We start from the raw sequence: 24,301 nt of genomic DNA, 5'->3' as shown, positions 1-24,301 counted from the left end.
GCCGTAACAGCAAGGAACTGACATGAGATTTCCCAATCAACGTTTAGCGCAACTCTTTACTCTGCTGCAAAACGAAACGCTGCCGCAGGATGAACTGGCGCAGCGCTTGTCGGTTTCGACCCGTACCGTACGCGCCGATATCACCGCTTTGAACGAGCTGCTGATGAACTACGGCGCGCAGTTTGTATTAGCCCGCGGCAGCGGCTATCAGTTGAAGATTGACGATCCTTCCCGCTATCAGACGCTGGAAGAGAGCGCGCCTAAGCCGCAGCACATTCCCCGCACCGCGCAGGATCGCATTCACTTTCTGCTAGTGCGCTTTCTGACTTCGGCGTTCTCTATCAAGCTTGAGGATCTCGCTGACGAGTGGTTTGTCAGCCGCGCGACGCTGCAGGGCGATATGGTGGAAGTGCGTGAGCGCTTTCAGCGCTATCAACTGACGCTCGAGACCCGCCCGCGCCACGGTATGAAGCTGTTTGGCAGCGAGGTATCGGTGCGCGCCTGCTTAACTGATCTGCTGTGGGAACTCAGCCAGCAGGGGCCGCTGAACCCGATGATTCGCCAGGAAGCGTTTGATGACACCGTGCCAGCCATGCTGGAAGCCGTACTGGAAGAAACGCTGGTGCGCCATCGTGTGCGCCTCACCGACGTGGGTGAGCGATTTATCTGTCTGTACGGCGCGGTGGCGGCACGACGCGTGAGTGACGGCTATCCACTGGCGGACTTCAGCGCCGAAGAGGTCGCGCAAAATGTGCGTGATGTGGCTCATGACGTGGCCAGCGCGCTACAAAAACTCACCGGAAAGCCGTTCTCCCAGGCCGAAGAGGCCTGGCTGTGCGTACACCTTGCTGCTCGGCAGGTGCAGGACGTCGATCCGGAAACCATCAGCGCCGACGATGACGAAGCGCTGGTGAATTACATCCTGCGCTATATCAATCAGCAGTATAACTACAACCTGCTGGAGGACGCGCAGCTGCACGCGGATCTGCTGACCCACATCAAAACCATGATCACCCGCGTGCGCTACCAGATTATGATCCCCAACCCGTTGCTCGATAACATCAAGCAGCACTACCCGATGGCGTGGGATATGACGCTGGCGGCGGTTTCAAGCTGGGGGAAATATACGCCGTACACCATCAGCGAAAACGAAATCGGTTTTCTGGTGCTGCACATCGGCGTGGGGCTAGAACGTCATTACAATATCGGCTATCAGCGCCAGCCGAAGGTGCTGCTGGTGTGCGATGCTGGTAACGCCATGGTGCGAGTGATTGAAGCCATTTTGCAGCGCAAATACCCGCAGGTGGAAATTGCCGCCACCTTGTCCCAGCGCGAGTACGAACAGCGGGAAAGCGTGAGCGAGGATTTCGTCATTTCCACGGTGCGCATCAGCGAAAAAGAGAAGCCGGTCGTCACCATTTCACCGTTCCCCACGGATTACCAACTGGACCAGATTGGCAAGCTGGTGCTAGTCGACCGCACGCGCCCGTGGATGCTGAATAAGTTCTTCGACGCTGCCCATTTTCGGGTTATCGATGGGCCGACGGACCAGCAGACACTGTTTGCCGAACTCTGCCAGCAGCTTGAGCAGGAAGGGTTTGTCGACGAAGCGTTCCATGCCTCGGTGGTGGAACGTGAAGCCATTGTCAGCACCATGCTGGGCGACGGCATCGCGCTGCCGCACGCCCTGGGGCTGCTGGCGCAAAAAACGGTGGTCTACACCGTCATTGCCCCACAGGGCATCGCCTGGGGCGACGAAACCGCCCACCTCATCTTCCTGCTGGCGATCAGCAAAAGCGAGTATGAAGAGGCGATGGCCATCTACGATATTTTCGTCACTTTCCTTCGCGAGCGCGCCATGACGCGCCTGTCGGCAACCCGCAGCTTTGATGAATTTAAAGCGGTGGCGATGGAGTGCGTCAGCCGGTTTTGAGCGGCTGACGTAGGGGGTTAACGCAGGTGGTGCACCACCTGATTACTGCTGCCGCGCCAGATAAGCGCCGGGTCTTTTAAATCCTGCACAAACTTACCGTCGACCAGCACGTTGATAAGGTCGACGACCTCCATCTGTGCGGCGTTCAGTTCGTCTATCTTGTAGCCGGTCCAGACCCAGATATCTTTGCCGGGGCATTCGGCGCGAATGCGTTGAACCAGCTTGAGAATTTCCGGTACGTTCTGTGGATGCAGCGGGTCGCCGCCGGAGAGGGAAATCCCCTGGCGTTTTACACGGGTGTCGTTCAGGTCGGCGATGATGCGGTCGGCCATCTCGGCGGTAAACGGCTGGCCGGAATTCACGCGCCAGGTGCTCTTGTTGTAGCAGCCGGGGCATTCGTGAACGCAGCCGGAAACAAACAGCGTGCAGCGTGTACCCGGCCCGTTAACGATGTCGACGGGGTAGTATTGATGGTAATTCATGTTCGCGTTCCAGATTAGCAACCATCGTAGCCCGGACGAGGCGGTACGCCGACTCCGGGACGGCCCTGGCGTCGCTACGCTCGGCCGGGCTACGGTGGTACGATGGTGCAGTGAACGGTTCCCTCTCCCCCGGGGGGGAGAGGGTTAGGGTGAGGGGATAAACCGCTCGAACTTAACCGAGCTGCCCGTTACCCAGGTGCTTCACGCGGCGCTTCACTTCTTCCTGCTTACCGGCGTTGAACGGACGTGCATCCGGGCTGCCGAGATAGCCGCACACGCGGCGCGTCACGGAGACGCGCGCGGCGTCGTGGTTGCCGCATTTCGGGCAGGTGAAGCCTTTGCTGGTGCACTCGAACTCACCGGTAAAGCCGCACTCGTAACATTCGTCGATTGGCGTGTTGGTGCCGTAGTACGGCACGTGCTGATAGCTGTAATCCCACACGTCTTCCAGCGCCTTCAGGTTGTGCTGAATGTTCGGGTATTCGCCGTAGCAGATGAAGCCGCCGTTGGCGATTGGCGGGTAGGCCGCTTCGAAATCAATCTTGTCGTACGGGTTCACCTTCTTCTCCACGTCGAGGTGGAAGCTGTTGGTGTAGTAGCCCTTATCGGTCACGCCTTCAACGAGGCCGAACTCGGCGGTGTCCAGACGGCAGAAGCGGTCGCACAGGTTTTCGCTTGGCGTGCTGTACAGGCTGAAGCCGTAGCCGGTTTCATCTTTCCACTGGTCAACGGCGTCGCGCAGACGCTGAACAATCGCCACGCCTTTTTCACGCAGCATCTCGCTGTCGTACATATGCTGGTTGCCGAACAGTGCGTTGATGGTCTCGTGGATACCGATGTAGCCCAGAGAGATAGACGCACGACCGTTTTTGAAGATCTCAGAAACGTCGTCGTCCGCTTTCAGACGCACACCGCAGGCCCCTTCCATATAGAGGATTGGCGCCACGCGGGCTTTTACCCCTTCCAGACGGGCGATACGGGTCATCAGCGCTTTACGCGCCAGCACCAGACGTTCGTCCAGCAATGACCAGAACGCGGCTTCGTCGCCTTTCGCTTCCAGCGCGATGCGCGGCAGGTTGAGGCTGATAACGCCGAGGTTGTTACGGCCATCGTGAACCTGCTCGCCGTCCTCGTTTTCCCACACGCCGAGGAAGCTGCGGCAGCCCATTGGGGTTTTAAACGAACCGGTGACTTTCACCACCTGATCGTAGTTGAGAATGTCCGGGTACATGCGCTTGCTCGCGCACTCCAGCGCCAGCTGTTTGATGTCGTAGTTGGCATCGCCCGGCTTGTGGTTCAGGCCGTCGCGAATGGCGAAGACCAGTTTCGGGAACACCGCGGTTTTGCGGTTTTTGCCGAGGCCCGCGATACGATTACGCAGAATGGACTGCTGAATCAGGCGGGACTCCCAACTGGTGCCGAGACCGAAACCAAAGGTCACAAACGGGGTCTGGCCGTTGGCGGTATGCAGCGTGTTCACTTCATACTCCAGCGACTGGAACGCGTCGTAGCACTCTTTCTCGGTACGAGAACGGGCATACTCTTCCGCATTCGGGATCTGCCACTCGTCGGCGGTTTGACGATGCTTGTTGAAGCTGGCGGCAACGAACGGCGCCAGCACTTCATCGATACGGTTGATGGTGGTGCCGCCGTAAATGTGGCTGGCTACCTGCGCGATAATCTGCGCGGTCACCGCAGTCGCGGTAGAGATGGATTTTGGCGGCTCAATCTCCGCGTTGCCCATCTTAAAGCCCTGAGTCAGCATACCTTTCAGGTCGATCAGCATACAGTTGAACATCGGGAAGAACGGCGAGTAGTCGAGGTCGTGGTAGTGGATAACACCGCGCTCGTGCGCCATCACCACGTCATGCGGCAGCAGGTGCTGACGAGCGTAGTGCTTAGCGACGATACCGGCCAGCAGGTCGCGCTGGGTCGGGATCACTTTACTGTCTTTGTTGGCGTTCTCGTTCAGCAGCGCCGAGTTGGTTTGCTCAACCAGGCCGCGAATTTCCTGGTTCAGGCGGCCGCGTTTTTCGCGCTGGCTGTCACGGTCGTGACGATATTCAATATAGGCACGGGCGAGCTGCTTGTACGGCCCGGACATCAACTGGTTCTCAACGGCGGTCTGAATCACGTTGATATCAACCTGCGCCTGACCTTGCATTTGTTGGCTAACGATTGCTGCGACGGTGGCGCAATAGTCTGCGTCATCGACTCCCGCTGCTTTAGCTGCACGCAGAATTGCTTCTTTGATGCGCTCTGACTTGAACGGCACTTTACAGCCATCTCGTTTCATCACATGCGGTGTCATGATCACTCCAATTTTATCATTACGTTATAAGAACAGGTTATCCACAGAGGCGGGAAAACGACGATTGGCTTAATAGCTCCATTAACCAATACTTTCCCTCGTGTGTGGCCCAGGTTATCCACATACCGACTATCTTTTTCGTGATTATCGTTGTTGCAATGATAGACGATAAATACCATATGTTGGGCCGGGACGCATTTTAAGTTCTATATGTAGTGATTTGCATCAAACATGTTTGCGCTTTTATTGATTCAGGACAAAGTAAAAATGCGAGAGTACATATGGCAGGCGTTATAGATAATGTAAATTTTATTGTGCAATAAATGTACGAAAAAGGACCAAAAAACAGCGTGATGCGAGGAAGCCCGGCAGCAGGGCGCTGTCGGGCCGGAGGGTTAACGCTGAAGCCACCAGATAGCTTCAAACGGACGCAACGTCATACCCGCAGGGGTATCGTAGTTGCTCATCAATACTTCGCCATCGGTGGAGCCCGTCGGAGGTTCCCAGGCCTGCGGCTCGCCGCTGAGGTTGGCGGCGACCAACAGCGTCTGCCCCTGCCACTGACGACGGTAGCACCACAGCGACGGGTGTTCAGGCAACAGATCCTCATAGTCGCCCCAGGTCAGCACCGGCTCGGATTTACGCAGAGCAATCAGCTGCTGATAGGCGTAAAACACCGAATCAGGCTCCGCCAGCGCGCGTTCGGCGTTGATCTCCGCATAGTTATGGCTGACGCCAATCCACGGATTGCCTTCGCTAAAACCGGCGTTAGGGCTGGCGTCCCACTGCATCGGCGTACGGCTGTTGTCGCGGGATTTGCTGGCAAGGATCGCCAGCAGCTCATCGGCATCACGCCCCTGCGCCAGCAGCTCGTTGTACATATTGTGGCTCTCAACGTCGCGGTACTGCTCTATCGTCGTGAAGTGCGGGTTGGTCATGCCAATCTCTTCACCTTGATAGATGTACGGCGTGCCCTGCATCCCGTGCAGCACCATCGCCAGCATCTTCGCCGCGGTGACGCGATGTTCGCCTTCGTCGCCAAAGCGCGAAACGATACGCGGCTGATCGTGGTTACACCAGAACAGCGCGTTCCACGCGCGGTTGTGCATCCCTTGCTGCCAGTGGTTGAACAGCGATTTCAGCGCCACGAAGTCCGGACGCGCCAGCGTCCATTTCTCGCCGCCAGGGTAGTCCACTTTCAGGTGGTGGAAGTTAAAGGTCATCGACAGCTCTTTGCCGTCGAGAGAGGCGTACTGCTGGCAGTTTTCGAGCGTGGTCGAGGACATCTCGCCAACGGTCATCAGACCGCGCGGCGTAAAGACATCGCGGCTGAACTCCTGCAGGAACTCGTGGGCGCGCGGGCCGTCGGTGTAGAAACGTCGACCATCGCCCTGATGGTCGTCCGGGAAGCTCTGGTCTTTGGAGATCAGGTTGATAACGTCGAGGCGCAGGCCATCAACGCCGCGATCGGCCCAGAACTCGCAGACCTTTTTCAGCTCGGCGCGGACCGTTTCATTTTCCCAGTTGAGATCCGCCTGCTCGGTGGCGAACAGGTGCAGATAGTACTGGCCGCTGGCCGCGTCCCACTGCCAGGCGTTGCCGCCAAACTTCGAGCGCCAGTTGTTCGGCGGCGTGTCCGGCGTGCCGTCGCGCCAGATATAGAACTGGCGGTACGGGCTCTCTTTGTTCAGCGATTCTTTAAACCATGCGTGATGGGTGGAGGTGTGGTTGAGCACCATGTCCAGCACGATGCGAATGCCGCGCTGATGCGCCTCGGCAACCAGCGTATCGAAATCATCGATCGTGCCGTAAGAGGGGTCGATCTCGGTGTAGTTGGCAATGTCGTAGCCGTTATCGACCTGCGGAGAAACGTAGAACGGCGTTATCCAGAGGGCATCAACGCCGAGCTTTTGCAGATAGTCGAGACGTGAGGTGACGCCGCGCAGATCTCCCGTTCCGCTGCCGGTCGTGTCCTGGAAGCTTTTTGGGTAGATCTGGTAAATCACGCCGTTTTGCCACCAGTGAGGTAGTGTATTCATTTGGTTGTCCTCTAATAAGAATCAGGGGCGCAATTGCGCCCCGAAGAAGGTGGGTTACATGACGGGCAGCGTGCCCTGACGCTCTTTGCGTTTGTAGACCATCACCGTCAGGAGAATCGGCACCACGATGGTGATGATCATGGCGATGCTGTAGACGCCCCAGAAGGTTGGCTTAATCGACAGGATGCCCGGCAGGCCGCCGACGCCGATACCGTTCGCCAGCACGCCGTACAGGCCGCACAGCAGGCCCGCGATGCCGGAACCGATCATCGCGCAGAGCATCGGGAAGCGGTACTTGAGGTTGATCCCGTACATCGCCGGTTCGGTCACGCCGAGGTAAGCGGAGATTGCCGCAGGCACGGAGATTTCACGCTCTTTGGCCTTGCGGCTGCAAATGATAATGCCGACGACGGCAGAGGCCTGTGCGATGTTTGATAGGGCAATCATCGGCCACACCGGGGTGCCGCCCATGCTCTGAATCATCTGCATATCAATAGCCAGCGTGGTCTGGTGCACGCCGGTAATGACCAGCGGCGCATACAGGAAGCCGAACAGCGCGGCGCCAATCGGCGCGAAGCTGCCGGTCAGCAGGTGACGCACGGCGAAGGCAACGCCATCGCCAATCAGGCGGCCAAATGGCCCGATAATCGCGTGAGCAAGGAATACCGCCAGAATCAGCGAGCACACCGGTACGATAACGAGATACAGGTAGTCTGGCACGATGCGCTTAAGGCGCGTCTCAATAAAGCCAAGGGTCAGACCCGCCAGCAGCGCCGGGATAACCTGCGCCTGGTAGCCGACTTTAGCGATGGTAAACAGGCCGAAGTTCCACACTTCCGGCACCTGCTGACCCAGCAGGTAGGCGTTCATCAGCTGTGGGGAAACTAGCGTCACGCCGAGTACGATACCGAGAATTGGCGTACCGCCCATTTTCTTCACCGCAGACCAGCAGATACCGACCGGCAGATAGAAGAAAATGGCCTCGCCAATCAACCACAGGAAGTCATAGATGGTTTGCAGCGACGGGTGCATCTGCGCCAGGGTCTGGCCGTTGCTCATCGGCAGGTCGCCGATCACGTTGCGGAAGCCTAAGATCAAACCCCCGCTGATAAGCGCTGGCAGCAGCGGGAAGAAGATCTCCGCGAAGTGAGAAATCATCTGCTCGTGCCATTTCATATTCTGGCGCGCCGCCGTTTTAGCCTGCTCTTTGTCCGCGCCGGTCTGACCGGTGGTGGCGAGCAGGGCCTGGTAGTAGTCGCCCACTTCCGTGCCGATAACCACCTGGAACTGCCCGGCGTTGGTGAAGCAGCCTTTGACCATCGGCAGCTCTTCAATGGCTTTCGGGGAGGCCTTGGCCGGGTCGTTGAGCACGAAGCGCAGGCGCGTGATGCAGTGGCTGACGGTGGCGATGTTCTCGCGCCCGCCAACCAGCTCGATAAGTTTATCGATGTTCTTTTGGTCTATTTTTTTGCTCATGATTGGGCCTTAAAACAGAGGTGAGATCTCCCCGATACCGCCACTTCAGAGGCTCTTTTAAGCGAGCTATCTGACGGACACAGGATCGAACCGTTATTAATATGCTGAATATTAGCCTAACGGGTTTGCGGTTTCGGGAAAATGGGAACGTTCCCGAAACGCTGCGGCGATCACATTAAAGCTGATGTTAAGCTTAGGACAGAATGGCGGGGATCACGATCTGATGCGGTTCGCTCTTACCGCTGATTTGGGCGATAAGCTGCTCAGCGGCGCGGTGTCCAGCCTCGGCGTAGCCGGGATCGACGGTGATAATTTCCGGGTGCAGGAACTTGGTCAGCGGTGTGTTACCGACGCTCGCCAACTGTACGTTGTCGATGCGCTGCTCCTGAAGATATTTGCTGACGCCAAGGGCGAGGGTGTCCGTCGCGCAGATAAGCGCGGTGGTCTCGGGGGTAATCACCTGGCTTGCGAAGTCGTAGCCCTGCTTCATGGCCAGGCCCGGCAATGCGGCAACTGGCGTGAGCTTGTGGCGTTTGCAGAACGCCTGATAGGCATCGTGACGACGTTGCCCGGTGGTGACGTCGGCAGGGGGAACGCCGAGGAAGCTGATGTGGCGATGACCCAGTTCGAACAGGCGATGCATGAGCTGCGTGATGGCGCCGGTATCGTCATAACAGACGGAAGCAAAACCTTTAGCATCGCGGGCCATCAGCACCAGCGTGGAGTGCCAGTCGCCGAGAATTGCCTCGGTCACGCCGGTAAAGCCGAACAGGATCACGCCGTCGATATTGCGGCGTTTGAGCATCGCCAGATGCTCGACCACTTTCTCCGGCGAGAACTGGCTTTCCATCATGATGGGGTCATAGCCCTGCTCGTAGAAGGCGGGCAGCATAGTCTGTACCGCCAGATTTTCCGACAGCGAGTCCAGACGAGTGACGATAATCGCCACCACCTTATCGCTTTGCCCACGCATGGCGCGCGCAGAGCGGGAAGGGGAGAAGCCGTGCTGCACCATGACGGCTTCGACCCGTTCACGGGTGCGGTCGCTAACGCCGCTTTCATTATTCAGCACGCGGGAGACGGTTGATTTCCCGACACCGCTCAGACGAGCGATATCTTTAATAGTCAGCCGATTTTCCATAATAGTTGCCCCGCGTGAATATTTTATGCCGCCAACCTGATGGTTGACGTACCGTTGAATTGCCTGACGTTATTATATCGCTCTAATTGCCACAAACCTTATGAATTTCTGCGTATAATCCGCGGCGTTTTCTACTATCAATCTTACCGGAGGCTGTATGGATCCCGATCCCACCCGTCTCTCCATCTGGAGAGTAACTTTCCGGTAAGCCAGCTTTTCGCTGCCTTGCCGATGATGTGAGGCAGTGACACGTCTTAATGTCCCTGCAATAAAAATGAAGTGCCTTTACGGTACAGATTGACTGTGCCCGTAGGCCTGTCTGTGGTTGCCCCCGGCGACTGCGGAGGACTTTTGTATGCTGAAAAATTTAACCCGGCAGCTGTTCGCGCAGCTTGGCCGCCATTTGCCGCGCCGTCTGGTCCAGCGCGACCCGATGCCTTCTCAGCAAAGCGTCACCAATACCCCGATCCCGCCATCGCTCAGCGAACAGTGCCTGAAAATGGCGCACCTCAGCGAACAGGCGCTGTGGGAAACCTTTAACACCCATCCAGAAGGGTTGAACGCCGCGGAAGTCGAGCTGGCGCGCACCACGCACGGCGAAAACAAACTGCCCGCGCAACAGCCGCAGCCGTGGTGGGTGCATCTGTGGCTCTGCTACCGTAACCCGTTCAACATCCTGCTGACTGTGCTGGCTGCCGTCTCTTACGCCACCGAAGATCTCTTTGCTGCGGTCGTTATCGTGCTGATGGTGGGCATTTCCACACTGCTGAACTTTGTCCAGGAAGCCCGTTCGACCAAGGCGGCGGACACCCTGAAAGCGATGGTGAGCAACACCGCGACGGTGCTGCGCGTCATCAATGACAAGGGTGAGAGTAGCTGGGTGGAACTGCCTATCGACCAGCTGGTGCCGGGCGATATCATCAAACTGGCGGCGGGCGACATGATCCCGGCGGACCTGCGCGTGCTTCAGGCGCGCGACCTGTTCGTGGCGCAGGCGTCGCTGACCGGCGAATCCTTGCCGGTGGAGAAGGTGGCGCACACCCGCGAGCCAGAACAGACTAACCCGCTTGAATGCGACACCCTGTGCTTTATGGGCACTAACGTGGTAAGCGGCACCGCGCAGGCAATGGTGATTTCCACTGGGGCCAACACCTGGTTTGGGCAACTGGCTGGGCGCGTGAGCGAGCAGGAGAGCGAGCCAAACGCCTTCCAGAAAGGCATTAGCCGCGTCAGCATGCTGCTGATCCGCTTTATGCTGGTGATGGCGCCTATCGTGTTGGTTATCAACGGCTATACCAAAGGCGACTGGTGGGAAGCGGCGCTGTTCGCCCTCTCCGTGGCGGTAGGCCTGACCCCGGAAATGCTGCCGATGATCGTCACCTCGACGCTGGCGCGCGGGGCGGTGAAACTGTCAAAACAGAAGGTTATTGTTAAGCACCTCGACGCGATTCAGAACTTTGGCGCGATGGACATTCTCTGCACCGACAAAACCGGTACGCTGACTCAGGATAAAATCGTGCTGGAAAACCACACCGATGTTTCCGGCAAAGTGAGCGAACGCGTGCTGCAAACCGCGTGGCTCAACAGCCACTACCAGACCGGGCTGAAAAACCTGCTGGATACCGCGGTGCTGGAAGGCGTGGATGAAATGGTGGCCCGCGAGCTGTCGACTGCCTGGCAGAAAGTCGATGAGATCCCGTTTGATTTTGAACGCCGCCGTATGTCGGTGGTGGTCAGCGAAAAGCCGGATGTGCATAAGCTGATTTGCAAAGGGGCGCTGCAGGAGATCCTCAACGTCTGTACGCAGGTCTACCACAACGGTGAAATCGTGCCGTTGGACGAGACCATGCTGCGCCGCATCAAACGCGTGACCGATACTCTGAACCGTCAGGGGCTGCGCGTCGTGGCGGTGGCGAGCAAGTTCCTGCCAGCGCGTGAAGGGGATTATCAGCGCATTGATGAGTCTGACCTGATCCTCGAAGGCTATATCGCCTTCCTCGATCCGCCGAAAGAGACTACCGCGCCGGCGCTGAAAGCGCTGAAAGCAAGCGGTATCACCGTGAAAATCCTCACCGGCGACAGCGAGCTGGTGGCGGCGAAAGTGTGCCATGAAGTGGGGCTGGATGCGGGCGACGTGATTGTCGGTAGTGATATTGAGCACCTGAGCGACGACGAGCTGGCGAAGCTTGCCCAGCGCACCACGCTGTTTGCTCGCCTGACGCCGATGCATAAAGAGCGCATCGTGACCCTGCTGAAACGCGAAGGGCACGTGGTGGGCTTTATGGGCGACGGCATCAACGATGCGCCAGCGCTGCGCGCGGCGGATATCGGTATTTCAGTCGACGGCGCGGTGGATATCGCCCGTGAAGCGGCTGATATTATCCTGCTGGAAAAGAGCCTGATGGTGTTGGAAGAGGGCGTGATCGAAGGTCGCCGCACTTTCTCGAACATGCTGAAGTACATCAAGATGACCGCCAGCTCTAACTTCGGTAACGTCTTCAGCGTGCTGGTGGCCAGCGCCTTCCTGCCGTTCCTGCCAATGCTGCCGTTACACTTGCTGATTCAGAACCTGCTGTACGATGTATCCCAGGTGGCGCTGCCGTTCGATAACGTCGATGACGAACAGATTCGTAAACCACAGCGCTGGAACCCGGCCGATCTGGGCCGCTTTATGGTGTTCTTCGGGCCAATCAGCTCCATCTTTGACATTCTGACCTTCTGCCTGATGTGGTGGGTATTCAAAGCCAACACGCCAGAAATGCAGACTCTGTTCCAGTCCGGCTGGTTCATTGAAGGGCTGCTGTCGCAGACGCTGATTGTGCATATGATTCGTACCCGCCGCATTCCGTTTGTGCAGAGTCGCGCCGCGTGGCCGCTGTTCGCCATGACGCTGCTGGTGATGGCGATTGGTATCGCGCTGCCGTTCTCGCCGCTGGCAAGCTATCTGCAATTAGAAGCGCTGCCGCTGAGCTACTTCCCATGGCTGGTGGCGATTCTGGTGGGGTATATGACCTTCACGCAGATGGTGAAAGGGTTCTTCACCCGCCGCTACGGCTGGCAGTAATCTTGATTGTAGGCCTGATAAGCGAAGCGCCATCAGGCAGAATGGCGCAGGTTGCCGGATGGCGGCTTCGCCTTATCCGGCCTACATGGTGGATGTTGAAAACGTCGCACTAAAACAAAAAAAGGCAGCCATTGGCTGCCTTTTCTTCATACTGCGTGCTATCAGCGACGAACGGCAATCGCTTCGATTTCAATCTTCACGTCTTTCGGCAGACGCGCCACTTCGACGCAAGAACGCGCTGGGAAGGTGGCATTGTGCTCGGTGAAGAATGCTTCGTAAGTGGCGTTAACGGTCGCGAAATCGTTGAGATCTTTAACGAATACGGTGGTTTTCACGATATCGCCCACTTTCAGGCCAGCGGCCTCAACGATAGCTTTCACGTTTTCCAGCGACTGACGCGCCTGAGCGGATACGTCTTCCGCCACGCTGCCGGTTTTCGGGTCTACCGGGATCTGACCGGAAGTGATTACCATGCTGCCCAGGTCAACGCCCTGAACGTATGGACCGATAGCTGCTGGTGCATTTTCCGTCGCAATAGTTTTGCTCATGATATCTCCAGATGAACTGCAGTATTAAGGTGTTAGCCATTATAGAGAGGCCACATTTCAATACCAACCGCAATTAGTTGGCCAGCACCACATAATGAGAAAACTCTTTTTCACAGTATTTGCATTTGAGTGCAACGTCATCGGCGCGTTTTTTCACTGCAAAGCTAGAGGAAACCGGTTCTGCGTGGCTGATACAGTTGCTGTTCGGGCACACCAGCACGCTTTCAATGCGCTCCGGCAGGCTTGGGCGGGATTTGCCGACCACTTCGTAGTTATCGATGCGGTTAACGGTCGCTTCTGGCGCGTACAGCGACAGTTGGTTCACCTGCTCGTCGGTCAGGAAGGTGTTTTCGATTTTAATCAGGTCTTTACGCCCCATCTCGCCGGACGGCAGGTTCAGGCCGATGGTGATGCGTTGGTCGGTCTCGGTCAGCTTGAACAGGGTCAGCAGCTTAAAGCCAATCTGCGCCGGGATATGGTCGATTACGGTGCCGCGTTTGATGGCTTCTACTTGTAATTTGTTATCGTGTGTCATCGTCATTTTCCCCTTACAGAGCCAGTTCGCTATTCAGTACCAGTGCCAGTAACGCCTGGCGGGCGAAGATGCCGTTGCCGGCCTGCTGGAAATACCAGGCGTGGGGCGTTTTATCGACATCGGTGGTGATCTCATCAATGCGCGGCAGCGGGTGCAGCACCTTCATGTTATCGCGTGCGCCGACCAGATCCGCCGCGCGCAGGACAAACTGCGCTTTGACGTTGGCGTATTCGGACGGGTCGAGGCGCTCTTTCTGCACGCGGGTCATGTAGAGGATATCGACCTCCGCCATCACTTCGTCGATGGCGCTATGCAGGCTCCAGACAATGCCTTTCTCGTCCAGCATATCGAGGATGTACTGCGGCATCGCCAGCGCGTCCGGGGCGATAAAGTAGAAGCGGTTGCCGTTAAATTTCGCCAGCGCCTGGGTCAGCGAGTGGACGGTGCGGCCGTACTTCAGGTCGCCGACCATTGCGATGTTCAGGTTCTCCAGGCGACCTTGGGTCTCCTGAATGGTGAACAGATCCAGCAGGGTCTGGGTAGGGTGCTGGTTGGCACCGTCGCCGGCGTTCAGGACCGGAATGTTGCCGGAGAACTCGGTCGCCAGACGCGCCGCACCTTCCTGCGGGTGACGCATCACGATGGCGTCGACGTAGGTGCTGATGACCGAAATGGTGTCGGCCAGCGTTTCGCCTTTCTTGCCGAGCGAGGTATTGGCGCTGTCGGAGAAGCCGACCACGCTGGCGCCAAGGCGGTGCATGGAGGTTTCAAAAGAGAGACGGGTGCGCGTCGAGGCCTCGAAGAAACAGCTGGCGATAACCTTGTGCTTCAGCAGTTCCGGTTGTGGGTTCGCTTTCAGGCTAGCGGCGGTCGCCAAAACCAGTTCAAGGTCTTCGCGGCTGAGATCGTTTATGGAAATGATGTGTTTTTGATACAGCGGATTAGCCATGGTTATCTCCTGACGACGGCGCAAAAAAAAAGCCCCTTAAATAAGGGGCTTTATGAATACGGATGCTACGGAAAGGAAAAACGGCAGGCCAGCGTCTGTTTTCAGACGCGGTAAGACGCGATGTCGTACACACTGAACCATAATTCCTCCCGGCAAAACGGGTGGCATTATACGCAGCTTTATCCGGCAATCAAGCGTCTGATTCACATTTTAATCAACGAAAACGATTCTTATAGAATGAGTATTCGCTTTTTATGAATTTAAATTCGACGTTTACGCAAGCCGCGTAAAGTGTGCGCTAAACCGGCAGGGCGGCAGAATCATGATAAAAAGTACTGGTATGGTAACGCGAATTTACGTATAACAACTGAAAATTGAAACATTGTTTTATTCGTGGAGTCATCATGATTATTGGCAACATCCATCACCTTCAGTCCTGGCTGCCGGAAGAGCTGCGTCAGGCCATCATCCACCTTATGGCGAACGTTACCGATGCCACCCCAGAAGGGAAATATGACATCGACGGCAACCGCCTGTTCTATATGATCTCTGAGAACATGACCGAGCCGTATGCTGACCGTCGTGCGGAGTATCATGCGCGCTATCTGGATATCCAGGTGGTGCTGAAAGGTCAGGAAGGGATGGCGTTCAGCACCCAGCCTGCGGGCGAGCCGGACACCGACTGGCTGGCGGACAAAGACATCGCGTTTCTGCCGGAAGGCGTACAGGAAAAGATGGTAGTGATGAGCGAAGGTGACTTCGTGGTCTTCTACCCGGGCGAAGTCCACAAGCCGCTGTGCGCGGTAGGGCAGCCTGCGAAAGTGCGTAAAGCGGTTATTAAGCTGCTGGTTGAGTAATAAACAGATTGCCGGATGGCGGCTTCTCCTTATCCGGCCTACATGGTGCGTAGGCCTGATAAGCGAAGCGCCATCAGGCACAACGTTAAGGTTGTCGTTATTTGCTTAGCGTCGCGACCATCACCGCTTTGATGGTGTGCATCCGGTTTTCCGCCTGATCGAATACGATGCTGGCCGGAGATTCAAAGACCTCGTCGGTCACTTCCATTCCACCGTGCATGCCGTATTCAGCGGCCATTTTCTTACCCAGCGTGGTCTGGTCATCGTGGAACGCAGGCAGGCAGTGCAGGAATTTCACCTGCGGATTGCCGGTCAGCTTCATCATGGCGCTGTTTACCTGATAGCCGCGCAGCAGCGCAATACGCTCCGCCCACTTCTCTTTGGCTTCGCCCATCGATACCCACACGTCGGTGTAGATAAAGTCCGCGCCCTTCACGCCTGCGGCAATATCTTCCGTTAGCGTAACGTTGCCGCCGTTCTTCTGCGCCAGCGCTTTGCATTCCGCCACCAGGCTCGCTTCCGGCCAGCATTCCTGCGGTGCGACAAGACGCAGGTCGAGACCGGTTAACGCCGCCGCTTCCAGCATGGAGTTACCCATGTTATTACGCGCATCGCCTGCATAAACCAGCGTCATTTCATTGAACGCTTTGCCCGGCAGGTGTTCCTGCATGGTGAGCAGATCCGCCAGCAGTTGGGTCGGATGGAACTCATCGGTCAGACCGTTCCACACCGGCACGCCGGAGTATTCAGCCAATGTTTCCACCACTTCCTGGCCGTAGCCACGGTACTGGATGCCATCGTACATACGGCCCAGCACGCGAGCGGTGTCTTTAATCGATTCTTTGTGGCCAATTTGGCTGCCGCTGGATCCAAGATAAGTGACGCGAGCACCCTGATCGTATGCGGCAACTTCGAAAGAGCATCGTGTACGGGTTGAGTCTTTTTCGAAGATGAGCGCGATGTTTTTACCGGTCAGGTTCGGCGACTCCGCGCCGCTTTTTTTATCCGCTTTTAGCTTTGCTGCGAGCTGCAGCAGCGTGGTGATTTCTGCAGGGGTAAAATCGAGTAATTTTAAGAAGTTCTTTTTATACAGAGTAGACATAATTCCCTCACCTGGCTCAAGCCACTTATTGAATTAAAATTCACTTTATATGGATGAATATTCATTTGCAACCCCAATAACAAATCTTTATCGGAAAGGTGGAGGCAATGGCAACGGTATGTGACAATAAGAGTATCAGCCACATTATGAGGAACGAGCCATGGCAAACCCTGAACATCTGGAAGAACAGCGCGAAGAGACCCGTCTGATCATTGAAGAACTGCTGGAAGACGGTAGCGATCCTGATGCGCTGTACACCATCGAACATCACCTCTCCGCGGACGATTTCGAAAGTCTGGAGAAAGCAGCGGTAGAAGCGTTCAAGCTGGGCTACGAAGTGACGGAACCGGAAGAGCTGGAAGTGGAAGAAGGCGACACCGTGATCTGCTGCGATATCCTGAGCGAAAGCGCGCTGAATGCTGAGCTTATCGACGCGCAGGTTGAACAACTGATGAACCTGGCTGAGAAGTTCGAAGTGGAATACGACGGTTGGGGAACCTACTACGAAGACCCGAACGGCGAAGAAGGCGATGACGACGACGAAGATTTTGTCGACGAAGAAGACGACGGCGTACGTCACTAAGTCATCATATATCCGACGGCAGCGCCCGCTGCCGTCGGGCAAGGATTTTGGCATGGATTACCCGCAAATACTCTCCCCGGTTCTTAACTTCCTGCATTGCAAAACGCCCCAGGCATGGCTCGATACAGCCCGCGATCCGGCCAACCTTCCTTTGCTGCTGACCGACCATTTAGTTTGTGAGCTGAAAGCGGCGCAAACCGCGATGCTGCTGGTGCGTAAATATGTGGCGGATAAAGACGGCGCGCAGGCGCTGCTCGACTGGCTGAAACCGTATGAGGCCTTTACCTTTCGCGAAGGCGAGGAGCCGGATTTCGCCGCGCTGAATAAGCAGATTAACAAAAGCATGATGCCGCAGACCGACGACCCGTGGGGACGGCAGCTTATCGACAGCATGGTGTTGTTGATTAAAGAGGAGCTGCACCACTTCTCGCAGGTGCGCGAAGCGATGCTAAAGCGCCATATTCCGTACGTGAAAATCACCGCCAGTCGCTACGCCAAAGGGATGCTCAAAGAGGTGCGTACGCATGAGCCGCTGACGCTGATTGATAAGCTGATTTGTGGCGCGTACATCGAGGCCCGATCCTGCGAACGGTTTGCCGCGCTGGCGCCGTATCTGGATGACGATCTGCAGGCGTTTTACCTATCGCTACTGCGTTCTGAAGCGCGGCACTATCAGGATTACCTCACGCTGGCGCAGCAAATCGCTGACGGTGATATCAGCGAGCGAGTGCGTTTCTTCGGTGAAGTGGAAGCCTCGCTCATCACTTCATCAGATGACGAGTTCCGCTTCCACAGCGGTGTGCCGCATAGTTCGGTAGAAAAATCTGGTGGCTGGAAATACCCCACCTTTGCCGTAATAATCGACATACCGTACGGGAAAGCATAATTCCCGGCATATTTATCGATTTGGCTAAGGATAATCAATGAACTGGGCACACGTATTACTGGCAGGGTATATCGGGGCGGTTATCGCCATCATCGTTGGTGTCTTTCGCAAAAAAGGCTGGATTGGCAAGGTCGCGGGCGGGGTGATTTTTGTCGTTGCAATCGTCGGCTGGAATCTGTTCGATGTGCACTATCTGATCCCGCGAGAAAATCCGGACTATGGTCTGAGCGAAGCACAGAAGTTTGAAAATGCGATGCTGGCGATGCCGGTTTATCAGGTGCTTAAAGCGCAGGAACCCGAGCTTTGGGAGCGTATTCGTAATCAGGCTGCGCAGATGAAAGAGTCGGGGAAAAGCGAGCAGCAGATCATTGATGCCATCCAGCCGCAGATTCTTCAACTTCAGATGGCGCGTTTGCAGCAGGCGCCTGATACCAATGTTATCGAGTACATGAAGATTAACCTCGAGCAGATTGCTGCGGTGAAGAACGTGGGCGACGACGAATGTTTTCGTTTTCTTTTCCCTGCGGTAAAAGGGGGAATTAACCCGGTTCGTCTCATTCCGCGCGAAATTATGGAGCGGCGTATGGCGAGCGATATGGCGATGATGCATGCCGCCTATGGCCCAGATAAACATACGGTCACGGCGGAAGAGAAAAAGTTAGCGCTGGAAGATTTGCAAGCTATCAGCCCTGGACTGGTACAGCGCTACGGGCCGGATATTCAGATTATGGCTGACCCGAGCAAAGGCATGGGTAAAGAGAAAGTGGCCTGTGAAATGGTTCAGGATCTCTGGACTCAGGTTCTCAAACTGCCGACCGCGCGCGCCGCCGGCGTGATTCGCTTCGCACTCTCTGCCGAGATGCAATAAGATAAACGGAGCCCTTCTGATCCTTCTCAGAGGGGCTTTAACATCCGCACTTCACAATCGACATGTCCGGTGCAGCCCAGCGCTTCAGTGATATGCGCAAATCCCAGACGTTCGTAAAGCTTGATGGCCTCGGTCAGAAACGCCGTCGTTTCCAGATAACACTGTTTAAACCCCTGCTCGCGGGCGTGCTCAAGCGCCATCAGCGCCAGCTTTTTCGCCAGCCCCTGACCGCGTACGCTCGGCAGGAAATACATCTTTTGCAGTTCGCAAATATCCGGCTCGCTACAGCCTAACGGCGCGACACCGCCGCCACCGACCACCTGACCATTCTGCTCAACGACCCAGTAGGCCGCGCCCGGCTGACTGTAAACCTGGAAAAGTTCGTCCAGATTGGGGTCGGCCACCGTGTAGCCTTTATCGGCGGTCAGGCCGTATTCGGCGGAAACCTGGCGGATAACGTTGGCGATGGCGGCGTTGTCGCTAGCAGAGATTCGGCGTAGCGTAGGGGAGAATTGCGTAGAACTCATTTTATTACTCAATCAAACGATAAATCATCATAGTTATATTTGATACCATCCTCTTTTCGAACATGCAAGGTAGATATTATCTGTGGGGGGATTTTTCATCATTAAGCTGTTATTTTCGTTATTTTGATCAATTTTCATCATTTGAAATTACCTTAATTTATTTATGCAACATAAACGTGAAGTGTTATTTATTAGGGTGATGTGTTATGAATAATGATATTTATTTATCAATGAGTTTGCCCTGTGAGATTTTCTCTACATTCCATCGCTTCGAAAATTATTATATTGATGATATGCAATATGGTGATATGGATGATTGGGACTTTCAGCAATTGGGATTGATGGATATCTCGGCACGGGTTGACCCATTCAAGTGCTTGCAATTTGAAAAGATGTCTTCATTTAACGCATACACCATGGACTTCGCTCATCAGCAACGGCAAGGGAGACCGATTAATCGTCAGCAATGTGCAGATATTATGTTTGATGAGATGAAGGAGCTATCTACGCAATTCGCCAGCGGGCGGTATGCGCCTCTTATTGGTAAGTTGATTGATCATTTTCATTATGGCAACGTGCGGGCATGGACTGACGAACTTCTGAATCGCGCATATGCAGAGGTCATTAGTGGTGTTGGGACGAATGATGTGTTGGTCAAAATTCAGGAGGCAATGAATAAACATTTTTATTCTAAACGACAGGTGATCCTCGACTACGGATTTTTTATGGAGCTAAATTCAGTGATTAAAAGGGATTTAAGATTGCCAAAATTCAACCGCTTTATCGATAGATTTAATGGATTAGGGATAAGCGTACATGATATTTATGCGCAACAAATTAGTCTTGTTCGATTACAGCGTTATGCGAAGTCATGGGAAGGGTTGCTTTTTTTTAAAGGACAGGATCATTTTGGTCTTGGTAAAGAAGATATTACTAATACTCTCTATGAAACATTTCGTTTTTTTCGTATCTGGTTTTTTCTACAACGTCATCGCGATTATGCTTACAAACCGTTCATGACAAATTTGAGTACTCATGCCCTCATTAAGGGGAGAGTATGAGAGCGAAACATAAAGTGGTTATCACTAGCTTGATAACATTGGTTTGCGGTTATCTGCTCTGGACTCAAAGACCGGTGACTATCCTTCGGGCAGAGATTCAATTTGAATATGATCCTAAGTATGTACATGGTCTTTATGCCAGTAGTATTCGAGGATTTATTGGTAAGGAATGGTACGCTATTGCGGTTGACCACCTGGCATTAACTGAATGGGGGAGGATTCACTGGTATTTAGACCACAAAGTTGAGCTCAAGAAAAAATATCGTATACCAATGAGTACCTCATACAGTATTGCTTTTATGGGTATTGGTAGCGGGTTTATCGATATTGATAAGTCAGGTGATGGTGACTTGTTCTGTTTCTCCCCAAAAAAAGATACGAAAAAAAATTGTATCGAAAAAAATATGCTTCTGCAGGTTGATTTTGATGAGGGTTTTTATGAGCAATTTTCTTTCGGTGACAGTGAGTATTACTGGATGACAATGCCGGATGGGAAACTTGTGAGAATAAAAGGCGCATAAAATAAAACGCCGGAGAAGATCTCCGGCGTTTCCATAACATTACAGCGCGGCGATGACCGCCTGCTGCTCAATCAGCTTCGCTTTCGCTTCGGCGTAACCGTCCAGCTTCTCACGCTCTTTCGCAATGACCGCTTCCGGTGCGCGAGCAACGAAACCTTCGTTGGAGAGCTTGCCTTCGATACGGGCAATCTCACCTTCGATTTTCGCCACTTCTTTTGCCAGGCGCGCCAGCTCATCTTCTTTGTTGATGAGGCCAGCCATCGGGATCAGCAGCTCGGCGCCGTCGATGATTTTGGTCACGGAAACCGGACCTTTGTCATCGGCTGGCAGTACGGTGATGCTTTCCAGACGTGCCAGGTTCAGCAGGAAGCTACGGTTGTCGTTCACGCGACGCATCGCGTCAGCGCTGCAACCACGCAGCAGCAGCTCCAGCGGCTTGCCTGGAGCGATGTTCATTTCCGCACGGATGTTACGTACGGCAACGATCGCCTGCTTCAGCCACTCGGTATCGGCCAGCGCGGCTTCATCAACCTGTGCAGCGTTATATTCCGGGAACGGTTGCAGCATGATGGTATCTGCGGTGTTGCCGCAAATGACTTTCACGCGCTGCCAGATGGTCTCGGTGATGAATGGAATGATCGGGTGCGCCAGGCGCAGCAGACCTTCCAGCACGGTGACCAGCGTATTGCGGGTGCCGCGCAGTTCAGACTCGGAACCACCGGTCATTACTGGCTTAGTCAGCTCCAGATACCAGTCACAGAACTGGTTCCAGGTGAACTCGTACAGGATGCCCGCAGCGATGTCGAAGCGGAAGTTATCCAGCGCTTCACGGTACGCTTTCACGGTCTGGTTGAATTCAGCCAGGATCCAGCGATCCGCCAGAGACAGGGTCATTTCGCCGCCATTGAAGCCGCAATCCTGATCTTCGGTGTTCATCAGCACGAAGCGACTGGCGTTCCACAGCTTGTTACAGAAGTTACGGTAACCTTCCAGACGCTTCATATCCCAGTTGATGTCGCGGCCGGTAGAGGCCAGCGCTGCCAGGGTGAAGCGCAGGGCGTCGGTGCCGTGCGGCTCGATGCCGTCCGGGAACTGTTTCTCGGTACGTTTAGCAATTTTCTCAGCCAACTGCGGCTGCATCATGTTGCCGGTACGTTTTTCCAGCAGGTCTGCCAGCGAGATACCGTCGACCATATCCAGCGGGTCGATAACGTTACCTTTGGACTTGGACATCTTCTGGCCTTCGTCGTCACGAATCAGACCGGTCATGTAGACGGTCTTGAACGGAACCTGTGGCTTGCCGTTTCCATCTTTGATGAAGTGCATGGTCATCATGATCATGCGGGCAATCCAGAAGAAGATGATGTCGAAGCCGGAAACCATCACGCTGGTTGGGTGGAACTGACGCAGCGCGTCGGTGTTTTCCGGCCAGCCAAGGGTAGAGAAGGTCCACAGCGCGGAGGAGAACCAGGTATCCAGAACGTCTTCGTCCTGACGAAGCTGAACGTCGGCGCCGAGGTTGTTTTCCTGACGCACTTCGTCTTCGGTGCGGCCAACGTAGACGTTGCCGTCGTTGTCATACCATGCCGGGATACGGTGACCCCACCACAGCTGACGGGAGATACACCAGTCCTGAATATCGCGCATCCAGGAGAAGTACATGTTTTCGTACTGTTTCGGTACGAACTGAATGTCGCCGTTCTCAACCGCTTCAACCGCCGGTTTCGCCAGCACGTCGGCACGGACGTACCACTGGTCGGTCAGCATTGGCTCGATAACCACGCCGCCACGGTCGCCGTAAGGAACGGTCAGATCGTGAGGTTTGATCTCTTCCAGCAGGCCCATCGCATCGATGGCAGCCACGATCGCTTTACGCGCGGCAAAGCGTTCCAGCTTCTGGAATTCAGCCGGGATAGCGTTGGAGTAAACGTCAGACTCTTCGCCCTTGGTGTCATAAACTTCCGCGGTTTCGCGGATGTCGCCATCAAAGGTCAGAATGTTGATCATTGGCAGCGCGTGACGACGGCCGACTTCATAGTCGTTAAAGTCGTGCGCAGGGGTGATCTTCACGCAGCCGGTGCCTTTTTCCATATCGGCATGTTCATCGCCCACGATCGGAATACGGCGGTCAACCAGCGGCAGAATAACGAACTTGCCGATCAGATCTTTATAACGCGGATCTTCCGGGTTCACGGCCACGCCGGTATCGCCCAGAATGGTTTCCGGACGGGTGGTCGCGACGACCAGGTAATCTTTACCGTCTGCGGTTTTCGCGCCGTCGGCCAGCGGATAGCGGATGTGCCACATTGAGCCTTTAGACTCGCGGTTTTCCACTTCCAGGTCAGAGATGGCGGTGCGCAGTTTCGGGTCCCAGTTTACCAGGCGTTTGCCACGATAAATCAGGTCTTCTTTGTACAGGCGAACAAAGACTTCTTTCACGGCATTGGAAAGGCCTTCGTCCATGGTGAAGCGCTCGCGCTCCCAGTCAACCGAGTTGCCGAGACGGCGCATCTGACGGGTAATGGTGCCGCCGGATTCCGCTTTCCACTGCCAGATTTTGTCGATGAAGGCATCGCGACCGTAGTCGTGACGAGTTTTACCTTCTTCAGCGGCAATCTTACGCTCAACCACCATCTGGGTTGCGATACCCGCGTGGTCGGTACCCGCCTGCCACAGGGTATTTTTGCCCTGCATGCGCTGGTAGCGAATCATGGTGTCCATGATGGTTTGCTGGAAAGCATGACCCATATGCAAACTGCCGGTGACGTTCGGCGGCGGGATCATGATGCAGAAGGACTCTTTGCTTTCGTCGCCGTTAGGCTTGAAATAGCCCTGCTGTTCCCAGTGCTCGTAAAGCGGCTGTTCGATATCTTGCGGGTTATATGTCTTTTCCATTATTTCCAGGTTGCCGTATTCAGGTTAAAACCAGCCACGCGGTAGGCTTTGTAGCGATCGCGTGCGAGTTGTTTCAGAGTTTCTTCGTAAGGGACGAAGTCTACCACTTCTGTGAAAGCGGTGGCAAAATCTGCAAAGTTTACCCGCAGACTTATCAGTATATCCCGTGGGCTGCTGTTGCGTTTGGCAGGCCAGGCTATCTCCACCGGCGCACCGCCTCTTGGGCCTTCGCCCGCCAGATTATGCGGCACAAAACTGTCCGGAGGACGGCTCCACAGGGCTTCATCCAGGCGAATGGCCTGCTGCTCGTCTTCGCAGGCGATCAGCACGCGCTTGCCAGCGCGCCAACGTTCTGCGGCAATTTCACACACCAGTTGCTCGACGGCGCTGAGGTCGTCGACGGTGGTGTCATTGTCCAGAAGATAGAACGTCGCATTCTTCATATATGGGGCTTCTTGTGATGGATTTAAATACAAGGCCGGGTGACCCGGCCTTATTGCCTGATGGCGACGCTGGCGCGTCT

20 protein-coding genes and 1 pseudogene are annotated in these 24,301 nt (G+C 55.2%); 8 read left to right on the top strand and 13 right to left on the bottom strand.

Annotation, left to right across the window (positions count from 1 at the left end):
* The first annotated feature begins 22 nt into the window (after nt 1-22).
* Complete coding sequence (locus ACH1XZ_RS17050; protein WP_395596513.1) at nt 23-1,933, top strand: BglG family transcription antiterminator; 1,911 nt, start codon at nt 23-25, stop codon at nt 1,931-1,933.
* A 17-nt stretch (nt 1,934-1,950) separates the two neighbouring features.
* Here ACH1XZ_RS17050 and nrdG read toward each other — a convergent pair whose 3' ends face one another.
* The 5 genes from nrdG to treR all read right to left on the bottom strand — a co-directional run bounded on the left by nrdG (nt 1,951) and on the right by treR (nt 9,382).
* A complete protein-coding gene (nrdG, locus tag ACH1XZ_RS17045) occupies nt 1,951-2,415 on the bottom strand; it encodes an anaerobic ribonucleoside-triphosphate reductase-activating protein (protein WP_395596512.1) in 465 nt (154 codons plus the stop codon).
* Nucleotides 2,416-2,587: 172 nt separating this feature from the next.
* Nucleotides 2,588-4,726 (bottom strand): anaerobic ribonucleoside-triphosphate reductase, encoded by a 2,139-nt coding sequence (gene nrdD, locus ACH1XZ_RS17040; protein WP_035892768.1) that lies wholly within the window; start codon nt 4,724-4,726, stop codon nt 2,588-2,590.
* Between the two features lie 395 nt (nt 4,727-5,121).
* Nucleotides 5,122-6,765 carry an alpha,alpha-phosphotrehalase gene (gene treC, locus ACH1XZ_RS17035; protein ID WP_395596511.1) on the bottom strand — a complete coding sequence of 548 codons (1,644 nt, stop codon included), beginning with the start codon at nt 6,763-6,765 and terminating at the stop codon, nt 5,122-5,124.
* Between the two features lie 54 nt (nt 6,766-6,819).
* Nucleotides 6,820-8,241: a PTS trehalose transporter subunit IIBC gene (treB, locus tag ACH1XZ_RS17030; RefSeq protein WP_185669153.1), complete on the bottom strand. Its 1,422-nt coding sequence runs from the start codon at nt 8,239-8,241 to the stop codon at nt 6,820-6,822.
* Nucleotides 8,242-8,434: 193 nt separating this feature from the next.
* Complete coding sequence (gene treR / locus ACH1XZ_RS17025; protein ID WP_395596510.1) at nt 8,435-9,382, bottom strand: trehalose operon repressor TreR; 948 nt, start codon at nt 9,380-9,382, stop codon at nt 8,435-8,437.
* Between the two features lie 355 nt (nt 9,383-9,737).
* On the opposite strand from treR, the gene mgtA reads away from it, so the two are divergent.
* The gene (gene mgtA, locus ACH1XZ_RS17020) at nt 9,738-12,446 is read left to right on the top strand and encodes a magnesium-translocating P-type ATPase (RefSeq protein ID WP_395596509.1); all 2,709 of its coding nucleotides are present in this window, start codon (nt 9,738-9,740) and stop codon (nt 12,444-12,446) included.
* 161 nt (nt 12,447-12,607) lie between these two features.
* Here the strand turns inward: mgtA and ridA are convergent, their stop codons facing one another.
* The 4 genes from ridA to ACH1XZ_RS17000 all read right to left on the bottom strand — a co-directional run bounded on the left by ridA (nt 12,608) and on the right by ACH1XZ_RS17000 (nt 14,619).
* On the bottom strand, nt 12,608-12,994 hold the full coding sequence (gene ridA, locus ACH1XZ_RS17015) for a 2-iminobutanoate/2-iminopropanoate deaminase (protein WP_395596508.1): 387 nt from the start codon (nt 12,992-12,994) through the stop codon (nt 12,608-12,610).
* A 73-nt stretch (nt 12,995-13,067) separates the two neighbouring features.
* Entirely contained in the window at nt 13,068-13,529 is a 462-nt protein-coding gene (gene pyrI / locus ACH1XZ_RS17010) for an aspartate carbamoyltransferase regulatory subunit (protein ID WP_395596585.1), read from the bottom strand.
* A 13-nt stretch (nt 13,530-13,542) separates the two neighbouring features.
* Entirely contained in the window at nt 13,543-14,478 is a 936-nt protein-coding gene (gene pyrB, locus ACH1XZ_RS17005; RefSeq protein WP_035892776.1) for an aspartate carbamoyltransferase, read from the bottom strand.
* A gap of 36 nt (nt 14,479-14,514) precedes the next feature.
* Nucleotides 14,515-14,619, bottom strand: coding sequence for a pyrBI operon leader peptide (locus tag ACH1XZ_RS17000; protein WP_395596507.1), 105 nt, complete (start codon nt 14,617-14,619; stop codon nt 14,515-14,517).
* 263 nt (nt 14,620-14,882) lie between these two features.
* Between ACH1XZ_RS17000 and ACH1XZ_RS16995 the strand changes: the two genes are divergently transcribed.
* The gene (locus tag ACH1XZ_RS16995) at nt 14,883-15,335 is read left to right on the top strand and encodes a YhcH/YjgK/YiaL family protein (RefSeq protein WP_395596506.1); all 453 of its coding nucleotides are present in this window, start codon (nt 14,883-14,885) and stop codon (nt 15,333-15,335) included.
* 97 nt (nt 15,336-15,432) lie between these two features.
* Here ACH1XZ_RS16995 and argF read toward each other — a convergent pair whose 3' ends face one another.
* A complete protein-coding gene (gene argF, locus ACH1XZ_RS16990) occupies nt 15,433-16,437 on the bottom strand; it encodes an ornithine carbamoyltransferase (RefSeq protein WP_395596505.1) in 1,005 nt (334 codons plus the stop codon).
* A 160-nt stretch (nt 16,438-16,597) separates the two neighbouring features.
* Here argF and rraB point away from each other — a divergent pair, with 160 nt between their 5' ends.
* The 3 genes and pseudogenes from rraB (at nt 16,598) to ACH1XZ_RS16975 (ending at nt 18,774) form a co-directional block, all read left to right on the top strand.
* Nucleotides 16,598-17,020, top strand: a complete 423-nt coding sequence (gene rraB / locus ACH1XZ_RS16985; RefSeq protein ID WP_035892780.1) for a ribonuclease E inhibitor RraB — start codon at nt 16,598-16,600, stop codon at nt 17,018-17,020.
* 52 nt (nt 17,021-17,072) lie between these two features.
* Nucleotides 17,073-17,825, top strand: a pseudogene (gene miaE, locus ACH1XZ_RS16980) (tRNA isopentenyl-2-thiomethyl-A-37 hydroxylase MiaE); the annotation flags it as partial.
* A 118-nt stretch (nt 17,826-17,943) separates the two neighbouring features.
* Nucleotides 17,944-18,774: a topoisomerase II gene (locus ACH1XZ_RS16975; RefSeq protein ID WP_395596504.1), complete on the top strand. Its 831-nt coding sequence runs from the start codon at nt 17,944-17,946 to the stop codon at nt 18,772-18,774.
* Nucleotides 18,775-18,800: 26 nt separating this feature from the next.
* Here ACH1XZ_RS16975 and ACH1XZ_RS16970 read toward each other — a convergent pair whose 3' ends face one another.
* Nucleotides 18,801-19,301 carry a GNAT family N-acetyltransferase gene (locus ACH1XZ_RS16970; RefSeq protein WP_395596503.1) on the bottom strand — a complete coding sequence of 167 codons (501 nt, stop codon included), beginning with the start codon at nt 19,299-19,301 and terminating at the stop codon, nt 18,801-18,803.
* Nucleotides 19,302-19,507: 206 nt separating this feature from the next.
* Here ACH1XZ_RS16970 and ACH1XZ_RS16965 point away from each other — a divergent pair, with 206 nt between their 5' ends.
* Together ACH1XZ_RS16965 and ACH1XZ_RS16960 are read left to right on the top strand one after the other, a co-directional pair.
* Nucleotides 19,508-20,362, top strand: coding sequence for a DUF3289 family protein (locus ACH1XZ_RS16965; protein WP_395596502.1), 855 nt, complete (start codon nt 19,508-19,510; stop codon nt 20,360-20,362).
* Nucleotides 20,359-20,883 carry a DUF943 family protein gene (locus ACH1XZ_RS16960; RefSeq protein WP_395596501.1) on the top strand — a complete coding sequence of 175 codons (525 nt, stop codon included), beginning with the start codon at nt 20,359-20,361 and terminating at the stop codon, nt 20,881-20,883. Before ACH1XZ_RS16965 ends, ACH1XZ_RS16960 begins: the two co-directional genes overlap by 4 nt.
* Before the next feature lie 39 nt (nt 20,884-20,922).
* Here ACH1XZ_RS16960 and ACH1XZ_RS16955 read toward each other — a convergent pair whose 3' ends face one another.
* Both ACH1XZ_RS16955 and holC read right to left on the bottom strand, forming a co-directional pair.
* Complete coding sequence (locus ACH1XZ_RS16955) at nt 20,923-23,778, bottom strand: valine--tRNA ligase (RefSeq protein WP_395596500.1); 2,856 nt, start codon at nt 23,776-23,778, stop codon at nt 20,923-20,925.
* Nucleotides 23,778-24,221, bottom strand: a complete 444-nt coding sequence (gene holC / locus ACH1XZ_RS16950; protein ID WP_035892786.1) for a DNA polymerase III subunit chi — start codon at nt 24,219-24,221, stop codon at nt 23,778-23,780. Before holC ends, ACH1XZ_RS16955 begins: the two co-directional genes overlap by 1 nt.
* Between the last annotated feature and the right edge of the window lie 80 nt (nt 24,222-24,301).

Origin of the sequence: Kluyvera chengduensis (assembly GCF_044197065.1) — a bacterium.
GTDB classification, from domain to species: Bacteria; Pseudomonadota; Gammaproteobacteria; order Enterobacterales; family Enterobacteriaceae; genus Kluyvera; species Kluyvera ascorbata_C.
The sequence above is the reverse complement of the archived record's forward strand: the minus strand, read 5'-3'. Positions and strand labels throughout refer to the sequence as shown.